23 protein-coding genes and 1 riboswitch are annotated in these 22,854 nt (G+C 72.7%); of the genes, 11 read left to right on the forward strand and 12 right to left on the reverse strand.

Annotated features, from left to right (window positions below):
• The first annotated feature begins 5 nt into the window (after nt 1-5).
• From OIB37_RS10465 to OIB37_RS10475, 3 genes are all read left to right on the forward strand, one after another.
• Nucleotides 6-635, forward strand: a complete 630-nt coding sequence (locus OIB37_RS10465) for a TetR/AcrR family transcriptional regulator (RefSeq protein WP_330457279.1) — start codon at nt 6-8, stop codon at nt 633-635.
• 431 nt (nt 636-1,066) lie between these two features.
• Entirely contained in the window at nt 1,067-1,735 is a 669-nt protein-coding gene (locus OIB37_RS10470) for a DUF4126 domain-containing protein (protein ID WP_330457280.1), read from the forward strand.
• 61 nt (nt 1,736-1,796) lie between these two features.
• Nucleotides 1,797-3,308, forward strand: coding sequence for a phytoene desaturase family protein (locus tag OIB37_RS10475; RefSeq protein WP_443058136.1), 1,512 nt, complete (start codon nt 1,797-1,799; stop codon nt 3,306-3,308).
• A gap of 80 nt (nt 3,309-3,388) precedes the next feature.
• Here the strand turns inward: OIB37_RS10475 and OIB37_RS10480 are convergent, their stop codons facing one another.
• From OIB37_RS10480 to OIB37_RS10500, 5 genes are all read right to left on the reverse strand, one after another.
• Nucleotides 3,389-4,366, reverse strand: a complete 978-nt coding sequence (locus tag OIB37_RS10480) for an SCO2102 family sporulation regulator (RefSeq protein ID WP_330457281.1) — start codon at nt 4,364-4,366, stop codon at nt 3,389-3,391.
• 56 nt (nt 4,367-4,422) lie between these two features.
• Nucleotides 4,423-5,346, reverse strand: a complete 924-nt coding sequence (gene metF / locus OIB37_RS10485) for a methylenetetrahydrofolate reductase [NAD(P)H] (RefSeq protein ID WP_330457282.1) — start codon at nt 5,344-5,346, stop codon at nt 4,423-4,425.
• Between the two features lie 112 nt (nt 5,347-5,458).
• Nucleotides 5,459-6,106: a thiamine phosphate synthase gene (gene thiE, locus OIB37_RS10490; protein WP_330457283.1), complete on the reverse strand. Its 648-nt coding sequence runs from the start codon at nt 6,104-6,106 to the stop codon at nt 5,459-5,461.
• 103 nt (nt 6,107-6,209) lie between these two features.
• On the reverse strand, nt 6,210-6,575 hold the full coding sequence (locus OIB37_RS10495) for an Rv2175c family DNA-binding protein (RefSeq protein WP_330457284.1): 366 nt from the start codon (nt 6,573-6,575) through the stop codon (nt 6,210-6,212).
• Nucleotides 6,576-6,697: 122 nt separating this feature from the next.
• Nucleotides 6,698-7,930, reverse strand: coding sequence for an NAD(P)/FAD-dependent oxidoreductase (locus OIB37_RS10500; protein WP_330457285.1), 1,233 nt, complete (start codon nt 7,928-7,930; stop codon nt 6,698-6,700).
• A 320-nt stretch (nt 7,931-8,250) separates the two neighbouring features.
• Nucleotides 8,251-8,363, forward strand: a riboswitch (TPP riboswitch).
• Here OIB37_RS10500 and thiO point away from each other — a divergent pair.
• The 5 genes from thiO to OIB37_RS10525 all read left to right on the forward strand — a co-directional run bounded on the left by thiO (nt 8,361) and on the right by OIB37_RS10525 (nt 13,654).
• A complete protein-coding gene (gene thiO, locus OIB37_RS10505; RefSeq protein WP_330457286.1) occupies nt 8,361-9,593 on the forward strand; it encodes a glycine oxidase ThiO in 1,233 nt (410 codons plus the stop codon). It overlaps the preceding riboswitch by 3 nt.
• Nucleotides 9,590-9,790: a sulfur carrier protein ThiS gene (gene thiS / locus OIB37_RS10510; RefSeq protein ID WP_330457287.1), complete on the forward strand. Its 201-nt coding sequence runs from the start codon at nt 9,590-9,592 to the stop codon at nt 9,788-9,790. The genes thiO and thiS overlap by 4 nt, the downstream gene beginning before the upstream one ends.
• A gap of 3 nt (nt 9,791-9,793) precedes the next feature.
• Nucleotides 9,794-10,603: a thiazole synthase gene (locus OIB37_RS10515; protein WP_330457288.1), complete on the forward strand. Its 810-nt coding sequence runs from the start codon at nt 9,794-9,796 to the stop codon at nt 10,601-10,603.
• Between the two features lie 123 nt (nt 10,604-10,726).
• A complete protein-coding gene (gene pknB / locus OIB37_RS10520; protein ID WP_330457289.1) occupies nt 10,727-12,661 on the forward strand; it encodes a Stk1 family PASTA domain-containing Ser/Thr kinase in 1,935 nt (644 codons plus the stop codon).
• 57 nt (nt 12,662-12,718) lie between these two features.
• Complete coding sequence (locus OIB37_RS10525; protein WP_443058137.1) at nt 12,719-13,654, forward strand: deoxyribonuclease IV; 936 nt, start codon at nt 12,719-12,721, stop codon at nt 13,652-13,654.
• 27 nt (nt 13,655-13,681) lie between these two features.
• On the opposite strand, the gene OIB37_RS10530 is transcribed toward OIB37_RS10525, so the two are convergent.
• The gene (locus tag OIB37_RS10530) at nt 13,682-14,314 is read right to left on the reverse strand and encodes a sulfite oxidase-like oxidoreductase (RefSeq protein ID WP_330457290.1); all 633 of its coding nucleotides are present in this window, start codon (nt 14,312-14,314) and stop codon (nt 13,682-13,684) included.
• A gap of 176 nt (nt 14,315-14,490) precedes the next feature.
• Between OIB37_RS10530 and bfr the strand changes: the two genes are divergently transcribed.
• The gene (gene bfr, locus OIB37_RS10535; protein WP_330457291.1) at nt 14,491-14,970 is read left to right on the forward strand and encodes a bacterioferritin; all 480 of its coding nucleotides are present in this window, start codon (nt 14,491-14,493) and stop codon (nt 14,968-14,970) included.
• Here bfr and OIB37_RS10540 read toward each other — a convergent pair.
• Entirely contained in the window at nt 14,967-15,236 is a 270-nt protein-coding gene (locus OIB37_RS10540; protein WP_330457292.1) for a (2Fe-2S)-binding protein, read from the reverse strand. The genes bfr and OIB37_RS10540 overlap by 4 nt on opposite strands.
• Nucleotides 15,237-15,392: 156 nt before the next feature.
• The gene (locus OIB37_RS10545) at nt 15,393-16,748 is read right to left on the reverse strand and encodes a class II 3-deoxy-7-phosphoheptulonate synthase (protein WP_330457293.1); all 1,356 of its coding nucleotides are present in this window, start codon (nt 16,746-16,748) and stop codon (nt 15,393-15,395) included.
• 105 nt (nt 16,749-16,853) lie between these two features.
• Here OIB37_RS10545 and OIB37_RS36285 point away from each other — a divergent pair, with 105 nt between their 5' ends.
• Together OIB37_RS36285 and OIB37_RS10550 are read left to right on the forward strand one after the other, a co-directional pair.
• Nucleotides 16,854-16,910: a trp operon leader peptide gene (locus tag OIB37_RS36285; RefSeq protein WP_107440922.1), complete on the forward strand. Its 57-nt coding sequence runs from the start codon at nt 16,854-16,856 to the stop codon at nt 16,908-16,910.
• A gap of 96 nt (nt 16,911-17,006) precedes the next feature.
• Entirely contained in the window at nt 17,007-18,950 is a 1,944-nt protein-coding gene (locus OIB37_RS10550; protein ID WP_330457294.1) for an anthranilate synthase family protein, read from the forward strand.
• A 28-nt stretch (nt 18,951-18,978) separates the two neighbouring features.
• Here OIB37_RS10550 and OIB37_RS10555 read toward each other — a convergent pair whose 3' ends face one another.
• The 4 genes from OIB37_RS10555 to OIB37_RS10570 all read right to left on the reverse strand — a co-directional run bounded on the left by OIB37_RS10555 (nt 18,979) and on the right by OIB37_RS10570 (nt 22,847).
• Entirely contained in the window at nt 18,979-20,007 is a 1,029-nt protein-coding gene (locus OIB37_RS10555; protein WP_330457295.1) for a 6-phosphofructokinase, read from the reverse strand.
• Between the two features lie 122 nt (nt 20,008-20,129).
• Nucleotides 20,130-20,807, reverse strand: coding sequence for a response regulator transcription factor (locus tag OIB37_RS10560; protein ID WP_330457296.1), 678 nt, complete (start codon nt 20,805-20,807; stop codon nt 20,130-20,132).
• The gene (gene macS, locus OIB37_RS10565; protein ID WP_330457297.1) at nt 20,804-22,027 is read right to left on the reverse strand and encodes a MacS family sensor histidine kinase; all 1,224 of its coding nucleotides are present in this window, start codon (nt 22,025-22,027) and stop codon (nt 20,804-20,806) included. Before macS ends, OIB37_RS10560 begins: the two co-directional genes overlap by 4 nt.
• A 43-nt stretch (nt 22,028-22,070) precedes the next feature.
• Nucleotides 22,071-22,847: a lysophospholipid acyltransferase family protein gene (locus tag OIB37_RS10570; protein WP_330457298.1), complete on the reverse strand. Its 777-nt coding sequence runs from the start codon at nt 22,845-22,847 to the stop codon at nt 22,071-22,073.
• Nucleotides 22,848-22,854: the final 7 nt, after the last annotated feature.

A 22,854-nucleotide genomic window follows, 5' to 3' on the forward strand; every position in this document is an offset into this window, starting at 1 on the left:
GGTCCATGGAAAGCAGCAGCGCCACGTCCGGTGCCAGCACGCGCCGCGAGGCCACCCGGCAGAGGCTGTACGAGGCAGCCGTCACACTCATCGCCGAACAGGGCTTCTCCGCCACCACGGTGGACGAGATCGCCGAACGGGCCGGCGTCGCGAAGGGCACGGTCTACTACAACTTCGCGAGCAAGTCGGTCCTCTTCGAGGAGCTGCTGCGGCACGGCGTGGGCCTGCTCACCGCCTCCCTGCGCGAGGCGGCCGAGCGGACGGCGGCCGACGGCGGGAGCAGGGTGGACGCCCTGGACGCGATGGTCCGCGCGGGCCTGGTCTTCATCGACCGCTACCCGGCCTTCACCCAGCTGTACGTCGCGGAGCTGTGGCGCACCAACCGCGCCTGGCAGTCCACCTTGATGGTGGTCCGCCAGGAGGCCGTCGCCGTCGTCGAGGGCGTGCTGCGCGAAGGAGTGGCGGCCGGCGAGTTCAGCGCGGAGATCGACATCCAGCTGACGGCGGCGGCTCTGGTCGGCATGGTCCTGGTGGCCGCGCTGGACTGGAAGGCGTTCCAGCCGGAGCGCTCCCTGGACGACGTGCACGCGGCGCTGTCCCGGCTGCTCCAGGGCCGCGTGAGCGGCAACGGCTGAGCCGTACGGCCGCCGCCGGGCACCGCGTCCGGCAGGCGGCCCGCCCGCCCACCGGACAGCACATAGGAGGCGCCGGTCCGCTCACGGACCGGCGCCTCCCCTGTTTCCCCGTACTCCCCCGTGTTCCCCCGTGTTCCCCCGTGTTCCCCCGTACGGTTCCCTCTCGTGGTCCCCCGTGGTGGTCTGCCCCGGGTCCCCCTGCCTCGCTTCCGCCGACGGATCGGCGGAAGGAGCGGCCGGCGGGTGCGCACCGTTCCGCCGCCCCGTGTCGGCGGTGCCGGGGCGCGCCCCCTTGCCGTGCCTCCACTCTGCCGTTTCCGCAGGCCGCGGCCCATCCGCGCGGATACTCATCTTGTCGGGTAGGTACGGATACTCAGTTCTCCGCGCGCGTGCCCACCCCAACGCACCGCTGCCTGGTTACGATCGCGTCCGTGGATGTACTCCCCCTGGTCTTCACGAGCGGCTGGGCCAGCGGCGTCAACGCCTACGTGGTGGTGCTGCTGCTCGGCCTGTTCGGCATGACGGGGGTGAGCGACGACATCCCGCAGACACTGCAACGCCCCGAGGTGCTGATCACGGCCGGCGTGCTCTTCCTGTGCGAGGCGGTCGCCGACAAGATCCCGTACGTCGACTCGGTCTGGGACTCCGTGCACACCGTGGTCAGGCCGCTCGCCGGCGCCTGGATCGGGGCGCTGCTCGCCGGGCAGAGCGGCTCGGTCTCGGACGTGGCCGCCGGTCTGCTCGGCGGTTCGACGGCGCTGGCCAGCCACACCGTGAAGGCCGGCACGCGCATGGCGGTCAACACCTCGCCGGAGCCGTTCAGCAACTTCGTGCTGAGTTTCGCCGAGGATCTCGGGGTGGGAGGCGTCGTCTCGCTGGCGATGTTCCATCCGGAGGCGGCGGCGATCATCGCGGGTGTCCTGCTCGTCTCCGGGCTGGCGGTGCTGTGGTTCCTCGCCTCCCGCGTACGGCGCTTCCTGCGGCGCCGGGCGCAGCGGCGGGAGGAGCGCCGGCTGGCCTCGCGCCGGTCCGGACAGCACGATCCGCACCCACAACCCCGCCAACACGAGCCGCCGGGGCCGCCCGGACCACCCGCCTGACCCCCTCCGGCCGGCCCGCCCGCGCGCCGCGTTGTCGGTGCCGGTCGATAAAGTCACCCGCATGGCACGGATTGCGATGATCGGCGCCGGGATGGGCGCGATGGCGGCCGCTGCCCGGCTGGCCGTCGCGGGCCACCGGGTGGTGGTGTACGAGCGTACGGAGACGTACGGCGGCGCGGTGCGCCGTTTCGAGCGGGACGGGTTCGCCTTCGACACGGGCCCGGGGCTGCTGACGCTGCCCGCCGTCTACCGCGACCTGTTCGTCAAGACGGGCAAGGAGCCGCTGGAGGACGTGGTCGAGCTGGTCCAGGTCGACCCCTCGTCGCGGCACGTCTTCGCGGACGGCAGCGAGGTGTCCCTGCCGAACGCCTCGCGCGCGGGTGTCGTGGCGGCCCTGGACGAGGCGCTGGGCGCGGGGGCCGGGCAGCGCTGGGGCGACTTCCTGGTGCGGGCCCGCGAGGCCTGGGACCGCACCCGCCGGCCGCTGCTGGAGGAGCCCCTGTGGCCGAACTGGCGGGTGCTGGCGGAGCAGGAGCCGTATCCGGCCGTCCCGCACAAGCGGCTGCTGCGCACGCGCCGGGCGCGCACGCTCGCCGAGATCGGTGCCTGGGAGCTGCGCGACGAGCGCCTGGAGGACCTGCTGGGCAGCCACGCGCTCGCGTACGGCCTCGATCCCCGCAGCACCCCGGCGAGCGCGGCCGTGCTGCCGTACATGGAGCACGCGTTCGGCATCTGGTACGTGCGCGGCGGCCTGCGGGAGCTGGCGCGCGCGGTGTACGAGCGGTGTGTGCGGCGCCGGGTCGAGTTCGTCTTCGGCACCGAGGTCACCGGGATCGTGGAGAAGGACGGCCGGGCCGCCGGTGTGGAGCTGGCCGACGGCACGGTGACGGAGGCGGACCATGTCGTCGCGGACCTGGATCCGGCGCGGCTGCGGGCGCTGACGGATCGTCCGCTGGACGCGGAGGGTGACGTACGGCCCGATCCGGTCGCACCGCCGGCCGGCCGGTTCAGCGTGCTCATGGCCCTGCGCGGCGGGCGCGAGGCGGGAGCCGCGCACCGCACGGTCGTCCACGCGCCGGACACCCAGACCGAGCTGGACCTGCTGGTCTGCCCGGGCGGCGACCTGCCCGTGTGTCCGACGGTGACCGTGCTGCGCCCCGACGACCCCGCGCTCCGGCCGGACGGCGCACACGAGTCGGTGGTGGTGTCCGCCGTGCTGTCGACGGATTCCGGCTGGGATCAGCAGGACACGGTCCGGAGCTACACGGACTTCCTGCTCAAGGCCGCCGGGTCGGCGATACCCCGGCTGGCCGAGCGTCTGCTGTGGCACGAGGTGCGCACTCCCGCGCACACCGAGGACGAGACGGGTGCCTGCCACGGGTCCGTGCCCGCTCCCGCGCTCGCCGCCGGCCGGGGCCGCTTCCTGCACCCGGCGAACACCACGCGGCTGCCCGGTCTGTACCGGGTGGGCGGCTGGTCCCACCCCGGCGGCGGGCTGGCGCACGCGGGCATGTCGGGTGCGCTGGTGGCCGGACTGATCGTGGAGGGCCCGGACTTCCGCGGCTCCCAGTGACGGATCCCGCTGTCGGGACCGGTCCCGACACGGGCTCCGGTCCCGGTAGCGGGATCCGGTCTCAGTAGCGGGATCCGGTCTCAGTAGCGGTACTGCTCGTCGTACCCGTTGCCCGGCTGCTGCTGCGCCTGGCCCTGGTACGGGTACTGCTGCTCCTGCGGGAGTTCGCCGCCGTAGGTCTCGTCGGTGCGCTGCTGCGGTACCCAGACGCCGCCGGCCGGTGTCTCTCCGTAGCCGCCGGTGCCGTACGCCTCCTGGCCGTAGCCCTGCTGGGCGTACTGCTGCTGGGCGTAGGCGGGGTCGTAGGAGCCGTCGCCGTTGTAGGACTGGGCGCCGACGTAGGGGTCGGAGTAGTTGGCGTAGCCCTGCTGCCCTGCGGCGTCGTAGCCGTAACCCTGCTGGCCGTAGCCGGAGTAGTCGTAGGCGTAGGCCTGGTCGGCGCCCTGGGGCTGGGTGGCGGCCGCGTGGGCCGGGCCGCCGTAGATGCCGTAGGAGCCGGTGTCCTCGGGCATGGGCTGCGGCTCGTAGACGGTGGTGGTCTCGGCGGCCACCGGCTCGGGGCCGCGCACCGGGGTGAACACGTCGTCGTGGTCGTACTCGTCGCGCTCGTAGGCCTCTTGGCCCTGGCCGTAGCCGCCGTCGGTCTCGCCGTGGGCGTGGTCGTCGCGGCCGCGGGGGTCTGCGTCGGCGGCGTCCCCCGCGTACTCGGAGTACTCCGGGTCGACGTCGTCGTCCAGGCCGGGATCCTGGCGGCCCGCCTTGCCGCGGCGGCGCTTGCTGACGGCGCCGTCCTCGCCCTCGTCGGGCCGCTTGACCGCCCAGCCGGACGCGAAGCCGCGCCGGAAGGACAGCGTGACGTAGGTCTGGCCGATCGCGAAGGCGATCGCTCCGAGACCGATGACGACGACGGACGGGATCAGCACACCGAGCACGACGCCCAGGAAGCCGCCGAACGCCAACAGCCGCCAGCGCAGCCGTGCCTTGTACTGAAGCAGCACCTCGCCGAGCAACCACAGCGCGACGATGCCGAACGCGATGTAGAGGACCGTCCAGCCCATGTACGCCCCTCTCCCAGTGACCGCTACGCAGTGTGTCGTATGACCGTGCGGCCGGTCTAGGCCTGCGGGGGGTGGTGCAGGCCCAGGTTCTCGTAGATTTCCAGGGTCGCCGTGGAGTTGTTGAGCGTGATGAAGTGCAGTCCGGGCACCCCCTCGGACAGCAGACGTGCGCAGAACTCCGTGGCGAAGTCGATGCCAATGGAGCGTACAGCCGCCGGATCGTCCTTCGCTGCGAGGATCCGCTCTTTCAGGGCCTGCGGGAACATCGCGTTACTGAGTTGGGGCAACCTTTCCAGCATCTTCACACTGGTGACAGGCAGGACCTCGGGGATGACCGGGGTCTCGCAGCCCGCGGCAGCCACCCGGTCACGCAGCCGCAGGTACGACTCCGGCTGGAAGAACATCTGCGTGATGGCGTAGTCGGCGCCCGCGCGGCACTTGTCGACGAAGTGCGCGACGTCGGTGTCCCGGTCGGTGGAGCGCGGGTGCATCTCCGGGAAGGCGGCGACACCGACGCAGAAGTCGCCCGACTCCTTGATGAGTCGAACGAGTTCGGCCGCGTAGGTCAGACCCCGGGGGTGCGCCACCCACTCGCCCATCGGATCGCCGGGCGGGTCGCCGCGCACGGCGAGCATGTTGCGGATGCCGGCGTCCGCGTACTGGCCGATGATGTTGCGCAGTTCGGCGACGGAGTGGTCGACGGCGGTCAGATGGGCGACCGGGGTGAGCGTCGTGTCGACGACGATCTGCTGGGTCTCCTTGACCGTGGTCGCACGCGTGGAACCGCCGGCGCCGTAGGTGACGGACACGAAGTCCGGGGCCACGGCCTCCACCCGGCGGAGCGCGTTCCAGAGGCTGCGCTCGCCCTTGGGGGTCTTCGGCGCGTAGAACTCGAACGAGTACGCCGTCTTGCCGGTCGCCAGGATCTCCCGCACGGTGCGCGCGCGATCGGTCCTGGTGGATGCGGTTCCAAGAGCCATACCCGCAGGTTAGCCACGGGCGGGCGGTCTCCCAACCGGGCATCGGTGAATTGACCGAATTACCGGCTTCCTGTCCACCCCTTGGACAGACGGCCCCTCGGTGTGGCGCAGCTCAGGCCTGCCGCAGCCGCTTCGCGAACCGGGCCGCCTCGGCTCCCGGGTCGTCGGCCTCGGTGAGTGCGCGGACCACGACCACCCGGCGGGCGCCCGCGTCGAGCACCTCGTCGAGGTTGTGCGGGCCGATGCCGCCGATGGCGAACCAGGGGCGGTCGGTGCCCAGTGCCGCGGTGGCGCGGACCAGGTCGAGGCCGGGGGCGTGCCGGCCCGGCTTGGTCGGGGTGGGCCAGCACGGGCCGGTGCAGAAGTAGTCCACGCCCTCCTGGACGGCGGCGGCCGCCGCCTCGGACGCGGTGTGCGTGGAGCGGCCGATCAGGACGTCGTCGCCGAGGATCGCGCGGGCCGCGGGCACCGGGAGGTCGCCCTGCCCGAGGTGCAGCACGGCGGAGCCGGCCGCGTGGGCGACGTCCGCCCGGTCGTTGACCGCGAGCAGCTTGCCGTGCCGGGCGCAGGCGTCGGCGAGGACCTGGAGGTACTCGAGTTCCTCGGCGGCCTCGATGCCCTTGTCGCGCAGCTGCACGATGTCGACACCCCCGGCGAGGACCGCGTCCAGGAACTCGGCGAGGTCGCCCTGCCGCCTGCGGGCGTCCGTGCAGAGGTACAGCCGGGCGTCGGCGAGCGCGGTGCGGGCGGTGTCGGACATGCGCGGGTCCCCCGTGGTCGGCGCCCGGGGCCGGCGGCCCCGGGCGTGCGAGCGGGTGGCGTACGGGCCGGGCCCGGTACGCCACCCGTGGTGCGGATCAGGTTCAGACGGCGAGCGCCTGGGCGCGGCGCTTCACCTCCGTACCGCGATTCTCGGTCAGGGCCTGCGCGGGCGTGCCGGGCAGGGTCGGGTCGGGGGTGAAGAGCCATTCGATCATCTCTTCTACCGTGAAGCCGTCGTCCCGCAGGAGCGTCAGGGTGCCTACCAGGCCCTTGACGACCTTGTCCCCGTCGATGAAGGCGGCGGGGACGTACAGCGCCCGGTTCTCACCTCGGCGTACGGCGATGAGCTGGCCCTCCTTGACCAGCTGCCGCACGCGCGTCACCTCGACACCGAGCTGTTCGGCGATGTCGGGGAGGGCGAGCCAGGCGGGGACGAGAGTTTCGAGTTTTGCGTCAATCTCGGTCACGGAACCAAGCGTAGGCGCTCCGCCGGTCCGGCCGCGATGTGTCGCGTTTCGTCCGTGGCTGCGTCGTGGCCGCTCGCCCGGTTCCCCGCGCCCCTCGGGTGCGCCGCCGGCGAGGGCGCCGATCAGGTGGCCGTGGCTTCCTTGAGGGGGCGGGAGGGGTCGGCGAGGGCCTCCGGGTCCATCCGGCGGGCCGCCTCGATCAGCCGCCGTCCCTGGGCCAGATCACGCGGGCGGCCCACGGCCAGGAGGGCGACCAGGTGGTCCTCGCGCAGCCAGCACACCGACCAGGCCGGGCTCGCCGGATCGCCGCGCCACACCATCCGGTCGGCCGTGGCGTGGTGGCCCACGTACTGCACGAACCGGCCGAACTGCTCGGACCAGAAGTACGGCACCGGGTCGTAGACCGGCGTCTCGTCGCCCACGATGTGCGCGGCGACCGTGCGCGGGCCCTGCAGGGCGTTGTCCCAGTGGTGGATCAGCAGCCGGGCGCCGTAGCGGGCCGAGGGGAACGAGGCGCAGTCGCCGACCGCGTACACGTCCTCGGCGCTGGTGCGCAGGTGCGCGTCGGCCACGATCGCGCCGTCCGGGCCCAGCTCGATCCCGGAGCCGGCCAGCCAGCCGGTGGCGGGGCGCGCGCCGATGCCGACCACGACGGCGTCCGCGGGCAGCCGTGAGCCGTCGGTGAGCACCACCGCGCCGGGTTCGACGCGCTCCACGCGCGCGGCGGTGCGCAGCTCGGCTCCGCTGTCGGCGTACCAGGTGGCCATCGGGGCGGCGACCTCGGCGGGCAGCGCGCCCGGCAGCGGCCGGTCGGCGGCCTCGACGACCGTCACCGCGCAGCCCGCCTCGCGGGCCGCCGTGGCGAACTCGGCGCCGATCCAGCCGGCGCCGACGACCACGATGTCGTGCTGCCGGGCGAGCACGGGCCGCAGCCGCTCGGCGTCGTCCAGGGTGCGCAGCAGGTGCACGCCGGGGACGCCCTCGGCGCCGGGGAGCATGAGCGGTTCGGCGCCGGTGGCGAGGACCAGGACGTCGTACGGGACGGGTCCGGCCTCGGTGTCCAGCTCGTGCTCGGCGGGGCGCACGCCCAGCGCCTCGCAGCCCAGCCGCAGGTCGATGCCGAGGGACTCGAAGTCGACCTCGAAGGCGGAACCCTCGGACCTGCCGAGCAGCACCGCCTTGGACAGCGGCGGCCGGTCGTACGGCTGGTGGGGTTCGGCGCCGACGACGGTCACCGTGCCCTTGAAGCCCTGTTCCCGCAGGGCGACCGCGGTCTGCACCCCGGCCATGCCCGCGCCGACGACGACCACGCGCCGCTCCTGGGACGTTCCCTCTTGCGCTGTCTGCTCGCTCACCCGATCACCATAGCCACCCGATCGACATAGTCACCTGACGCGCCGCCAGTCTCCGGGCGTGGCCCGCGGGCGGAAAGGTCCTGGTCAGGGTTTCCCTTACGGGTGCCGGACGGCGCGGGCTAGGGTCTTTCTTCCGGATCAGGCCGGCTCCGGTCTGCGGTGCCTTCTGGCCTACCCGAGCGGGGTCTGGTGCGTGCAGCTGCAAGGCGGAGGAGGGAGCCGACGCGGCGCGTCGGCGACCGACGACAACGCCGCAGATGGGCGTGCCAGACCCCGCGACCCCGGCAAGATCCGGAAGAGAGGCCCTAAGCTGCGGCCGTACACGCACTCGCGGGAGCCCGGACGCACCGGGCTGAGAGGGAGGCTGGACGGCCTCCGACCGTACGAACCTGATCCGGGTCATGCCGGCGAAGGGAGGGGCTGGACGCCCATGCAGTCACGTACGTGCGACGTCCTCGTCATCGGGGGCGGGATCATCGGCCTGGTCACGGCCTGGCGTGCCGCGCAGCGCGGGCTCGCCACCGCCGTGGTGGACCCGGAGCCCGGCGGCGGGGCCGCGCGGGTCGCGGCGGGGATGCTGGCCGCGGTCACCGAACTGCACTACGGCGAGGAGACGCTGCTCGCCCTCGGCCTGGCCTCGGCCCGCCGTTACCCGGACTTCGCGGCGGAACTGACCGAGCTGACGGGCCAGGACCTCGGCTACCGCCGCTGCGGCACCCTCGCGGTCGCGCTGGACGCCGACGACCGTGCCCACCTGCGCGAACTGCACGCGCTCCAGCGCCGCTGCGGCCTGGAGTCGGAGTGGCTGTCCGGGCGGGAGTGCCGGCGCCTGGAGCCGATGCTGGCGCCCGGGGTGCGCGGCGGGGTACGGGCCGACGGCGACCACCAGATCGACCCGAGGCGGCTGGCGTCGGCCCTGGTGACGGCGTGCGAGCGGGCCGGGGTGGTGTTCCACCGGTCGTGGGCCGGGCGCCTCGACGTCGTGGGGGACCGGGCGACCGGCGTCACCACGGCGGACGGCATCACGCTGGGCGCGGACCGGGTGGTCCTCGCGGGCGGAAGCCTCAGCGGGCGCCTGGCGGGCGTTCCGGAGGCGGTACGGCCTCCCGTGCGGCCGGTGAAGGGGCAGGTGCTGCGGCTGTCCGTGCCGCCCCGGTACGCCCCCTTCCTGAGCCGTACCGTGCGGGCCGTGGTGCGCGGTGGTCACGTCTACCTGGTGCCCCGGGAGAACGGCGAGCTGGTCGTCGGGGCGACCAGCGAGGAGCTGGGCTGGGACACGACGGTGACCGCGGGCGGGGTGTACGAGCTGCTGCGCGACGCCCACGAGCTGGTCCCGGGCATCACCGAGCTGCCGCTGACCGAGACCCGGGCCGGGCTGCGCCCCGGCTCCCCCGACAACGCTCCGCTGCTCGGCCCGTCCGGTCTGGACGGACTGCTGACGGCGACCGGGCACCACCGCAACGGCGTGCTGCTCGCACCGGTCACCGGGGACGTCATGGCGCATGTGCTGGTCCACGGCGAGCTGCCGGAGGAAGGCCGCCCCTTCACCCCCGGCCGCTTCGGCGCGGTGAGCGCCGTGGACGCCGTGAGCGCCGTGGACACAGCGGACGCAGTGGACGCAGTGGACGCAGTGGACGCCGTACGGACGGAGCAGCGCGCGTGAACATCTCTGTCAACGGGGAGCGCCGGGAGATCGTCCCGGGCACCGCTCTGGACGTCCTCGTGCGGTCGCTCACCGCGGCGCCCTCCGGAGTGGCCGCGGCCGTCAACGAGACCGTCGTCCCGCGCGCGCGGTGGGCGATCACGGCCCTCGCCGAGGGCGACCGGGTCGAGATCCTCACCGCCGTCCAGGGAGGCTGACTCATGACCGACGTCCCCTCGACCGGTGATCCCCTCGTCCTCGGCGGTGTGTCCCTCGGCTCCCGGCTGATCATGGGCACGGGCGGCGCACCGAGCCTGGACGTGCTGGAGCGGGCGCTGGTCGCCTCCGGCACCACGCTGACCACCGTGGCGATGCGGCGGGTGAACCCGTCCGCGCACGGCTCGGTGCTGTCGGTGCTGGAGAGGCTGGGCATCCGCGTGCTGCCGAACACGGCCGGCTGTTTCACCGCCGGAGAGGCCGTGCTGACCGCCCGGCTGGCCCGGGAGGCGCTCGGCACCGACCTGGTCAAGCTGGAGGTCGTCGCCGACGAGCGGACGCTGCTGCCGGACCCGGTGGAGCTGCTGGAGGCGGCGGAGACGCTGGTCGACGACGGGTTCACGGTGCTGCCGTACACCAACGACGACCCGGTGCTCGCGCGGAAGCTGGAGGACGTGGGCTGCACGGCGGTGATGCCGCTGGGCTCGCCGATCGGCTCCGGGCTCGGCATCCGCAACCCGCACAACTTCCAGCTGATCGTGGAGCACGCGCGCGTGCCGGTGATCCTGGACGCGGGGGCGGGGACGGCGTCGGACGTGGCACTGGCGATGGAGCTGGGGTGCGCGGGTGTGATGCTCGCCTCGGCGGTGACGCGGGCGCAGCGGCCGGAGCTCATGGCCGCGGCGATGCGGCACGCGGTGGCGGCGGGCCGCCTGGCCGGGCTGGCGGGGCGCATCCCGCGCCGGTACTTCGCCGAGGCCTCCTCCCCCACCGAGGGACTCGCCCGCCTGGACCCCGAGCGGCCCGCGTTCTAGGCCGGACACGCTGGGAATTCCGGCTGCCGGACCGGTGCCGGCACGGTCACAGGTCTGCTGCATTACGTCCCGGGGGCCCGCAGGGGGGCGGGGCTGTCTGCGGCCCCTCGTAGACTCGCCTGCGTGGATACGACCCTTCAGGACCCCCTCGTCGGGCAAGTGCTCGACGGCCGCTATCGCGTCGAGGCGCGGATCGCCGTCGGCGGGATGGCCACGGTCTACCGGGCCCTGGACACCCGCCTGGACCGCGTCCTCGCGCTCAAGGTGATGCACCCGGCGCTGGCCGCCGACGGGTCGTTCGTGGAGCGGTTCATCCGGGAGGCCAAGTCGGTCGCCCGGCTCGCCCACCCCAACGTGGTGCAGGTCTTCGACCAGGGCACCGACCGGTCGTACGTGTACCTGGCGATGGAGTACGTAGCCGGATGCACCCTGCGGGACGTGCTGCGCGAGCGCGGCGCGCTGCGGCCGCGGGCCGCGCTGGACATCCTCGAGCCCGTGCTGGCCGCGCTCGGCGCCGCGCACCGGGCCGGGTTCGTGCACCGGGACATGAAGCCCGAGAACGTGCTGATAGGGGACGACGGCCGGGTCAAGGTCGCCGACTTCGGGCTGGTGCGGTCCGTGGACACCGTGACCAGCACCACGGGAGCCGTCCTCGGGACGGTGTCGTACCTCGCGCCCGAGCAGATCGAGCAGGGCACCGCCGACCCGCGCGTCGACGTGTACGCCTGCGGTGTCGTCCTGTACGAGATGCTGACCGGCGCCAGGCCGCACACCGGGGACTCTCCCGCCCAGGTGCTCTACAAGCACCTCCACGAGGACGTGCCGCCGCCCTCGGCGCTGGTGCCGGGGCTGGCGTACGAGCTGGACGAGCTGGTCGCCTCCGCCACCGCGCGCACGCCGGACGTCCGGCCGCAGGACGCGGCGGCGCTTCTCGGCGGCGTGCTGGAGACCCGTGCGGCGCTGAGCGACGGGCAGCTGGACGCGCTGCCGCCGCGGGCGCTGTCCGCCGGGCACGACAACGCCGAGGACCGTACGAGCGTGATCCCGCGCTCGCTGACGGTGCCCCGGCCGCTGCCGGTCGACGGGGACGGGCCGGACGGCCGGGGCGTGCAGCGCACCAGCCGGTTCCGGACTCCCCCGCTGGAGCCCCTGGAGCCCCGGCGGTCCTCCAGGGGCCGGCGGCTGGTGCTGACGGCCGTGGCCGCCGTGCTGGCGGTGCTCGGCGTGGGCGCCGGGGTCTGGTACATCAACGCCGGCCAGTTCACCAAGGTGCCGCCGCTGCTGTCGCGCACCGAGGCGCAGGCCGAGCAGCGGCTCAAGACGGCCGGTCTCGACGTCCGGCAGGTCAAGCGCGCCTACAGCGACACCGCCGAGCGCGGCACGGTCATCGGCTCCGAGCCCGCGTCCGGCGCCCGGATCCGGGACCACGCCTCCGTGACACTGACCGTGTCGCTCGGGCCGGAGACGGTGCGCGTGCCGGCGCTGCGGGACCTGCCGCTGGACAAGGCGCGCGCCCATCTGAAGGCGGACGGGCTGGAGCCCGGCATGGTCACCCGCGCGTTCAGCGACGACGTCGCCCGGGGCGCGGTGATCGGTACGGATCCCGGGGCGGGCACCGAGCGGCACGCGGGCTCGGCGATCGCGCTCGTCGTCAGCAAGGGCAGCCCGGTCGACGTCCCGGACGTCACCGACGAGGACCTGGACACGGCCCGGCAGGACCTGGTGGACGCCGGGCTGAAGGTGAAGGTCGCCCCCGAGCGGGTCAACTCCGACTACGACAGGGGCCAGGTCGCCCTGCAGACCCCGGACGAGGGCAGCCGGGCCGCCGAGGGCGACACCGTGACGCTGACGCTGTCCAAGGGCCCGGAGATGGTCAAGGTGCCCGACGTGACCGGATCGCACGTGGACGACGCGAAGAGGCGGCTGGAGCGCGCCGGCTTCGAGGTCGAGGAGGACCGCGGGCTGCTCGGCCTGTTCGGTGACACCGTGAAGAGTCAGTCGGTGACGGGCGGGGACCGGGCGCCCAAGGGGTCGGTCATCAAGCTCACCATCCGGTGACAGGGGTCACCGGGGAGCGCGGCCTGGCGGACGGAGCGGGCGTGACACCCTGAACGGGTGACAAGCCAGCAGTCCCCCTCCCCCACTCCTCCCGCCACCACCACCGCCGCCGTCTCCGGCGCCCCGGCGGCCGGACGCGCCCGCAACCCCGTCGGCGGCCACGTGCCCGTGGCGGGCGGGCTGCACGCGGTGGGGCTGTCGTACGCCCGTGAGCTGAAGGCGGAGACCGTACAGGTCTTCGTCGCCAACCCGCGCGGGTGGGCCACCCCGGCCGGTAACCCGAAGCAGGACGAGGCGTTCCGCCAGGCGTGCGCCGAGGAGTCGGTCCCGGCGTACGTGCACGCCCCCTATCTGATCAACTTCGGCTCGCACACCGAGGCGACCGTGGAGAAGTCGGTGGAGTCGCTGCGGCACTCGCTGCGGCGCGCGCGGGAGATCGGCGCGCTCGGTGTGGTCGTGCACACCGGCAGCGCGACCGGCGGCCGGGAGCGGGAGGTGGCGCTGCGGCAGGTGCGCACGCACATGCTGCCGCTGCTGGACGAGCTGACCCATGACGACGACCCGTTCCTGCTGCTGGAGTCGACCGCCGGGCAGGGCGCCTCGCTGTGTTCGCGCACCTGGGACTTCGGGCCGTACTTCGAGGCGCTGGACGCCCACCCGAAGCTGGGCGTCTGCCTGGACACCTGCCACATCTTCGCCGCCGGGCACGATCTGACCGGCCCCGACGGCATGCACCGGACCCTGGACCTGCTGGTGGACACGGTCGGCGAGGGCCGGCTGAAGCTGATCCACGCCAACGACTCCAAGGACGTGGCGGGCGCGCACAAGGACCGGCACGAGAACATCGGCGCCGGGCACATCGGCGAGGACCCCTTCCGCGCGCTGATGACCCATCCGGCGACGGCGGGCGTCCCGCTGGTCATCGAGACCCCGGGCGGCAGGGAAGGGCACGCGGCGGACGTGGAACGGCTGAAGAAGCTCCGGGACGGCTGAGGCCCGCGAGGGGGCGGCCGCGGGAGGTCAGAGCTCGGGGCCGTCCCCGGGGACCTCCTGGTAGGAGTAGCGCTGTTCCTTCCAGGGGTCGCCGATGTTGTGGTAGCCGCGCTCCTCCCAGAAGCCGCGGCGGTCGGCGGTCATGTACTCCACGCCGCGCACCCACTTGGGGCCCTTCCAGGCGTACAGATGGGGGACGACGAGGCGCACCGGGAAGCCGTGCTCGGCGGTGAGGAGTTCGCCGTCCTTGTGGGTGGCGAAGACCGTGTCGTCGGAGGCGAAGTCCGACAGGCGCAGATTCGCGCTGAAGCCGTACTCGGCCCACACCATCACATGGGTGACATCCGGCGCGGGCGGCGCCAGGTCCAGGACCGCCCGGGCGGGGACCCCGCCCCACTCCGCGCCGAGCATGCTGAACTTCGTCACGCAGTGCAGATCGGCCACCACGGTGGTGTACGGCAGGGCCGTGAACTCCTCGTGGTTCCAGGTGCGCCTGCCGGCGTCGGCGGTGGCGCCGAAGACCCCGAATTCCCAGCGTTCCGGCCGGAATTTCGGCACGGGGCCGTAGTGCATGACAGGCCAGCCGCGCTGGAGCCGCTGTCCCGGTGGAAGTTCGGACCCCACTCCCGCTCCCGACACTCGCTCCACCGGCTGACCCATGTCTCCATCCTGACAGACCCCGGGCGGTGCCCTCGACCACCCACCCACCAAACGGACAACTGCTACGAAGTCAGCACGTACTTACTAAGCGCGCACTTACTGGACGATCTTCTCCACCGGTGCAATCATGCCGCCGCATACCTCACCCGTCCCTCCGTGTGGAAGGAGCCGCTGCGATGCAGGGCGACCCCGAGGTCATCGAGTTCCTCAACGAGCAGCTCACCGGCGAGCTGACCGCGATCAACCAGTACTTCCTGCACGCGAAGATGCAGGAGAACTTCGGCTGGACGAAGCTCGCGAAGTACACGCGGCACGAGTCGTTCGACGAGATGAAGCACGCCGAGGTGCTCACCGACCGGATCCTGTTCCTGGACGGGCTGCCCAACTACCAGCGGCTGTTCCATGTGCGGGTGGGACAGACGGTCAAGGAGATGTTCGAGGCCGACCGGCAGGTCGAGGTGGAGGCGATCGACCGGCTCACGCGCGGCGCGAAGGTGATGCGCGAGAAGGGCGACATCACGTCCGCCAACATCTTCGAGGACATCCTCGCCGACGAGGAGCACCACATCGACTACCTGGACACCCAGCTGGAGCTGGTGGACAAGCTCGGCGAGGCGCTCTACCTCGCGCAGCTGATCGAGCAGCCGGAGAGCTAGGCCGCTTCCGGAATCCCCGGCACTCCCGGAAGCGCCGACGCGCCCGGGATCTCGGCCAGGACCGGCTTGCCCTGGTCGGCCAGCTCGCGGCGGGGGCAGGCGCCCCGGCCGAGGATGGCCTGGATCCGGCGCACGCACGAACCGCAGTCCGTACCGGCCTTGCAGGCGGAGGCTATCTGGCGGGGGGTGCAGGCACCGTCCTCCGCGTGCTTCTTCACCTGCTGCTCGGTGATGCCGAAGCAACTGCAGACGTACACGCGGTTCACCTCCCGACCGGATCGCTGTCTCCGACTGCCGCCTCGGTGTCAGTGAGGCAAACCTAACCTTACTCACCGGCCGGGAAGCACGACAGCGGAAGGGGCGCGGATCCCATGTGATCCGCGCCCCAATTCGTCCGCACGGCCCGTCCCCGGGCCGGACCGTCACTGGTCCCGGTACATCTCCGCGACGAGGAACGCCAGGTCGAGCGACTGGCTGCGGTTCAGGCGCGGGTCGCAGGCCGTCTCGTAGCGCTGGTGCAGGTCGTCGACGAAGATCTCGTCGCCGCCGCCCACACACTCGGTGACGTCGTCGCCGGTCAGCTCCACGTGGATGCCGCCCGGGTGGGTGCCGAGCTCCTTGTGGACCTCGAAGAAGCCCTTGACCTCGTCGAGCACGTCGTCGAAGCGGCGGGTCTTGTGGCCGGAGGCCGCCTCGAAGGTGTTGCCGTGCATCGGGTCGGTCACCCAGGCCACCGTCGCACCGGACGCCGTGACCTTCTCGACCAGCTCGGGGAGCTTGTCGCGGATCTTGTCGGCGCCCATGCGGACGATGAACGTCAGCCGGCCCGGCTCCCGCTCGGGGTCGAGGCGCTCGATGTACTCCAGCGCCTGCTCGGCCGTGGTGGTCGGGCCGAGCTTGATGCCGATCGGGTTGCGGATCTTCGAGGCGAACTCGATGTGCGCGCCGTCCATCTGCCGGGTGCGCTCACCGATCCACACCATGTGGCCGGACGTGTCGTACAGCTTGCCGGTGCGGGAGTCGACCCTGGTCAGGGCGGTCTCGTAGTCGAGCAGCAGCGCCTCGTGCGAGGCGTAGAACTCGACCGTCTTGAACTCCTCCGGCTCGGCGCCGCAGGCCCGCATGAAGTTCAGCGCGTTGTCGATCTCGCGGGCGAGCTGCTCGTAGCGCTGGCCCGACGGGGACGACTTCACGAAGTCCTGGTTCCAGGCGTGCACCTGGCGCAGGTCGGCGTAGCCGCCGGTGGTGAAGGCGCGCACCAGGTTCAGCGTCGAGGCGGAGGCGTTGTACATCCGCTTCAGCCGCTGCGGGTCCGGGACGCGGGTCGCCTCGGTGAAGTCGAAGCCGTTGACGGAGTCGCCCCGGTACGTCGGAAGGGTGACGCCGTCGCGGGTCTCGGTCGGCTTGGAGCGCGGCTTGGAGTACTGGCCGGCGATGCGGCCGACCTTCACGACCGGCACGGAGGCGGCGTAGGTCAGGACGGCGCCCATCTGGAGCAGCGTCTTGAGCTTGGCGCGGATCTGGTCCGCGCCCACGCCGTCGAAGGACTCCGCGCAGTCGCCGCCCTGGAGCAGGAACGCCTCCCCCTTGGCGACGGCCGCCAGGCGGGCACGCAGCTGGTCGCACTCGCCGGCGAAGACGAGGGGCGGATACGACTCGAGGTCCGCGATCACTTCGCGCAGAGCCTCGGCATCCGGGTACTCGGGCTGCTGCGCCGCGGGCAGGTCTCGCCAGGTCGCCTTGGCGGCGACGGCGTGGGAATCAGCGTTCACGGTCACCCTGTAAACATTACGGGGTCGTGTCGGATGGTCTGCCCCACTGCCCGGCTGATGAGACGCGGCGTCCACCGGATGACCGCGCCGGCATCCGGTAGGGTTCGGGGCATGTTCGCGCTTTCGATCCAGAACTGGTGGTGGACCGCTTCTCCGGCGGCCCGCTGACTGCGCGTACTCGAAAGACTTCGCGAAGGCCGCCCGAGGGGCGGCCTTCGGCGTGTCCGGGGTCGTTCCTCACCGACATCGACGGAAAGAGGAACCATGGACCTGGCACGACTGGCGTACGAGACCCGTCCCTTCGCCCTGCTCCGCCGCCGCACCCCGGGCCGTGACCAGGACACGGTGGAGGTGCTGATCGGCCCGGTCAGCGCCCGCGACCGGCTCGCCGACCTGCCCGACGAGGGCCTGGCCCTGGTGCCGTTCCGGCAGATCCGCGAGCGCGGCTTCGACGTCCGCGACGACGGCACGCCGCTGCTCGTACTCACGCCCGAGGAGTCGTACGAGGTCCCGCTCGACGAAGCCCTGCGGTCGCTGCCCGGCCACGCGGTGCGGGTCGAGGGCGGCGGGTTCGACGTCAGTGACGAGGAGTACGGCGAGACCGTCGGGCGGGTGCTGCGGGAGGAGATCGGCCGGGGCGAGGGCGCGAACTTCGTGATCCGGCGGACGTACGAGGGCGAGATCCCCGGCTTCGGGCGCGCGGACGCGCTCGCGCTGTTCCGGCGGCTGCTGGAGGGCGAGCGGGGCGCGTACTGGACCTTCGTCGTGCACACCGGAGACCGGGAGGAGCCCGAAGGACCTTCCTCGGAAGGGCGGCTGGAGACGGGTGGGCGGACGCTGGTCGGCGCCAGTCCCGAGGTGCATGTGCGCATGGCCGGCGGCACGGTCGTCATGAACCCGATCAGCGGCACGTACCGCTACCCGGCCGAGGGCCCGACGCCCGAGCACCTGCTGGACTTCCTCGCCGACGGCAAGGAGATCGAGGAGCTCTCCATGGTCGTCGACGAGGAACTGAAGATGATGTGCACCGTCGGCGACAGGGGCGGCGTGGTCGTCGGACCGCGGCTGAAGGAGATGGCACACCTCGCGCACACCGAGTACGAGCTGCGCGGGAAGTCCTCCCTGGACGTGCGGGAGGTGCTGAGGGAGACCATGTTCGCGGCGACGGTCACCGGGTCGCCGGTGCAGAACGCGTGCCGGGTCATCGAGCGGTACGAGAGCGGCGGGCGCGGTTACTACGCGGGCGCGCTGGCGCTGCTCGGGCGGGACGCCGGGGGCGCCCAGACCCTGGACTCCCCCATCCTGATCCGCACCGCCGACATCTCGGCTGGGGGCACCTCCCGCTCGAGCGAAGCCGAGAGTGGGGGAGGACGGCTGCGGGTGCCGGTCGGCGCGACGCTCGTCCGCGGCTCGGACCCGGCGCACGAGGTCGCGGAGACGCACGCGAAGGCGGCGGGGGTGCTGGCGGCGCTGGGCGTGCGGCCCGCCCGCCCGCGCGCGGAGCGGGACCTGCCCGGGCTGGCCGTAGATCCCCGGGTGCGGGCGGCTCTCGACGGGCGGCGCTCGTCGCTGGCGCCGTTCTGGCTGCGGATGCAGGAGCGGGCGCGGTCCCTTGAGGAGCACGCCCTGGTCGTCGACGCCGAGGACACCTTCACCGCGATGCTGGCGCACGTCCTGCGGTCGGGCGGGCTCGACGTGACCGTCCGGCGGTACGACGAGCCCGGGCTGCGGGAGGCGGTGCTCGCGCACGAGGGGCCGGTCGTCCTCGGTCCCGGCCCCGGTGACCCCCGCGACCTCGACGACCCCAAGATGCGGTTCCTGCGGGGCCTCACCGCCGAGGCGCTGCGGACACACCAGCACGGCGTGCTCGGCGTGTGTCTGGGGCACGAGCTGATCGCGGCGGAGCTGGGCCTTCGGCTCGTGCGCAAGGAGGTGCCGTACCAGGGCGCACAGACGGAGGTCGACCTGTTCGGGCGGGGTGAGACCGTCGGCTTCTACAACAGCTTCGTGGCGAGCTGCGACGACGAGGAGGCGGCCGAACTGGCCGCGCACGGCGTCGAGGTGAGCCGGGCCGCGAACGGCGAGGTGCACGCGATCCGGGGCCCGGGGTTCGGCGGAGTGCAGTTCCACCCGGAGTCGGTGCTGACGCTGAACGGGGCGGAGATCGTGCGGGAGCTGCTCGTCCAGCTGCGCCGCACGACCGTGTGACCGCCCGGGGGGCCGTCGGCCGGAGGCCTCAGCCGAAGAACACCCCGACCTCCTCGTACAGCGCTGGGTCGACGGTCTTCAGCTTGGCCGTCGCCTCGGCGATCGGGACGCGGACGATGTCGGTGCCGCGCAGGGCGACCATCTTGCCGAAGTCGCCGTCGCGGACGCAGTCGATGGCGTGCAGGCCGAAGCGGGTGGCGAGCCAGCGGTCGAAGGCGCTCGGGGTGCCGCCGCGCTGGATGTGCCCGAGCACCGTGGTGCGGGCCTCCTTGCCGGTGCGCTTCTGGATCTCCTTGGCCAGCCACTCGCCGACGCCGGACAGCCGCACGTGCCCGAAGGAGTCGAGCGACTCGTCCTTGAGGACCATGTCGCCGTCCTTCGGCATGGCACCCTCGGCGACGACGACGATCGGCGCGTACGACGCCTTGAAACGGGAGGCGATCCAGGCGCACACCTGGTCGACGTCGAAGCGCTGCTCGGGGATGAGGATGACGTTGGCGCCACCGGCGAGGCCGGAGTGCAGGGCGATCCAGCCGGCGTGCCGGCCCATCACCTCGCAGACCAGGACCCGCATGTGGGACTCGGCGGTGGTGTGCAGCCGGTCGATGGCCTCGGTGGCGATGCCGACGGCGGTGTCGAAGCCGAAGGTGTAGTCGGTGGCGGACAGGTCGTTGTCGATGGTCTTGGGCACGCCGACGCAGGGCACCCCGTACTCGTCGGAGAGCCGGGCGGCCACGCCCAGGGTGTCCTCGCCGCCGATCGCGACGAGGGCCTCGACCTCCTGCTTGGCGAGGTTCTCCTTGATACGGCGGATGCCGTCCTCCACCTTGAGGGGGTTGGTCCGCGAGGAGCCGAGGATGGTGCCGCCGCGGGGCAGGATGCCGCGCACCGCGGGGATGTCGAGGCGGATGGCGTCGCCTTCGAGAGGGCCGCGCCACCCGTCCCGGAAGCCGACGAAGTCGTAGCCGTACTCCTGCACGCCCTTGCGGACGACGCCCCGGATCACCGCGTTGAGCCCGGGGCAGTCGCCGCCTCCGGTCAGTACTCCGACCCGCATGGATATGTCCCTTCGCAGCGATGGCCTGACGCTGAGTCACGGTAGTGGTGATGCGCGTCACACGGCGAGAGGCGGGAAGGGTGATTCCGGTGAATTGTCGGGAAGCGGCTTGACCAGCCGGTTCACACGTCGTCGAGGCCCCGCTCGAGCGCGTAGCGCACCAGCTCCACCCTGTTGTGCAGCTGGAGCTTGCCGAGGGTGTTCTGGACGTGGTTCTGGACCGTGCGATGGGAGATGACCAGGCGCTCGGCGATCTGCTTGTAGCTCAGTCCCTTGGCGACCAGCCGCAGCACCTCGGTCTCCCGGTCCGTCAGCCGGGGCGCGCCGGGCGCGTCGGTGTCCGGGGCGGGGGCTGGCTCGGAGGCCAGGCGGCGGTACTCGCCCAGGACCAGTCCGGCGAGGCCCGGCGTGAAGACCGGATCGCCGACGGCGGTACGGCGCACCGCGTCCAGGAGTTCGCCGGTGGACGCCGACTTCAGCAGGTACCCGGTCGCGCCGGACTTCACGGCCTCCAGGACGTCGGCGTGCTCACCGCTGGCGGACAGCACGAGGACGCGCAGGGCCGGGTTGTGGGCCACGAGTTCCTTGCACACCTGGACGCCGGGCTTGGCGGGCAGGTTGAGGTCCAGGACGAGGACGTCGGGGGCGACCGCCTTGGCGCGGCGGACCGCCTGCTCGCCGTCGCCGGCGGTGGCGACCACCTCGAAACCGGACTCGGCCAGGTCCCGGGCGACCGCGTCCCGCCACATGGGATGGTCGTCGACCACCATGACCCTGATCGGGTCCCGCTGCTGTGTCATCGCTTCTCCGCCTTCCCCCGCGCCCCCACGGCGCCCTTCGGTACCTTCAACTCGACTTCCGTCCCCTGCCCGGGCACCGAGACCAGCTCGGCGCTGCCCCCCAGGTCGCGCAGCCGCCCCCGGATCGACTGGGACACCCCGAGCCGGCCCTCACCCTCGGCCTGGGCGAGCCGGCCCTCGGGGATGCCGGGGCCGTCGTCCCGGACGGTGACGACGATCTCGCCGGGCTCGTCCTCGACCAGGATCCAGGCGCGTGCTTCCGCACCCGCGTGCGCGCGCACGTTGTCCAGGGCGGCCCCCACGGCTGCGGCCAGTTCCCGCGCCGCGGCCGGCGGCAGCGGCACCGGGGCGCCGGGCTCGGCGAGGCCGACCCGGGCGCTCGCGTACGGGGCGAGCAGGGTGCGCAGATCGAGCGGGCCGTCCTCGTCCGGTTCCTCGACCGCGTGGACCAGCGCGCCGTCGGCCAGGTCCCGCGAGACCCGGGAGACCGGCACCAGCCCGCCGGAGACCAGCGTGCGCAGCGCGACCTCCTGCTCCCCGGCGAGCCGCCCCAGCTCGGCCGCCTCACCGCCACTCACCGCGCCCCGCCGCTGCACCATCGCCAGCACCTGGAGCACGCCGTCGTGGATGTCCCGGGCCAGCCGCTCCCGCTCGCGGGTGGCGGCCTCGATCTCCAGGGCGCGGGCGAGGGTGCGCTCGGAGGCGCGGGCGACCTCCACGACGTAGCCGATGGCGATGGCCGCGACCCAGACCAGGACCACGTTGTGCACGGTGTCCCGGGCCGGGCTGCCTCGCTCGACCAGGTTGGCGGCGGCGACGGGCGTGGAGGCGAGGGCGGCCCAGCGCCAGCCGCCCTTGAGGGCGAAGGCGAGGACCGAGCCGGCCGTCCATATCGACGGCAGGGTCGGGCCGCCGCCCGCGATCCGCTCGTGGTTGTCGGCGAGCGGGGTGAGCAGGATGCCCGTGAGGGCGATGACCAGGTCGACGGCGAGGAAACGCCGGGTGCAGCGGGCCGCGCTCGCCACTCTGGGCAGGGTGGCGAGGGTCCAGACGGCCAGGACCGCGAAGTAGGCCAGGGCGACCCAGGGGCGCACGAAGCGGGTGTACGCGCTGGCGGCCAGGCCGATGGCGTACAGCATCGCCAGGACGCGGTAGCCGGACAGGGCACGCCACAGGGGCAGCTCGACCGACATCCTCATGACCCGCTCGCGCTTGGGCACGCCCCCGCCCCCCCGATCCCCCGGCCCCCGCCGGTCCGTCCCGCTAGCCCTCGGTGCCGTGCGCCTGCCCGGCCTGCCCGGCCTCCTTGGCCTGCTCGGCCTCCTTGGCCTGCTCGGCCTCCTTGGCCGCTTTCGCGGCCTCCGCGATCTGCCGCTTGGCGACGGTCGCGTAGACGTCGACGTACTCCTGCCCGGAGAGCTTCATGATCTCGTACATGACCTCGTCGGTCACCGCGCGCAGCACGAACCGGTCCTGGTCCATGCCGTGGTAGCGGCTGAAGTCGAGCGGCTTGCCGATACGGATGCCGGGCCGCATCAGCTTGGGCATCACCCGGCCGGGAGGCTGGATCTTCTCGGTGTCGATCATCGCGACCGGAATGACCGGCGCGCCGGTGGCGAGCGCCACGCGCGCGAGGCCGCCGGGCTTGCCCCGGTACAGGCGGCCGTCGGGCGAGCGGGTGCCCTCGGGGTAGATGCCGAACAGTTCTCCGCGCCTGAGCACCTCTATGCCGCTCTTGATGGCCGCCTCGCCGGCGCCGCGCGCCCCGGAGCGGTCCACCGGGAGCTGCCCGACGCCCTTGAAGAAGGCCGCGGTCAGGCGGCCCTTCACGCCCGGAGTGGTGAAGTACTCGGCCTTCGCGATGAAGGTGACCTTGCGGTCGAGCATGGTGGGCAGGAAGAACGAGTCCGAGAAGGACAGGTGATTGCTCGCCAGGATGGCGGGGCCTTCGTCCGGAATGTTCTCCAGACCCTCCACCCAGGGCCTGAAGGCGAGCTTCAGCGGTCCCCCGATGGCGACCTTCATCGTGCCGTACAACACCCGTGTG

Origin of the sequence: Streptomyces sp. NBC_00820, from assembly GCF_036347055.1 — a bacterium.
Taxonomy (GTDB): domain Bacteria; phylum Actinomycetota; class Actinomycetes; order Streptomycetales; family Streptomycetaceae; genus Streptomyces.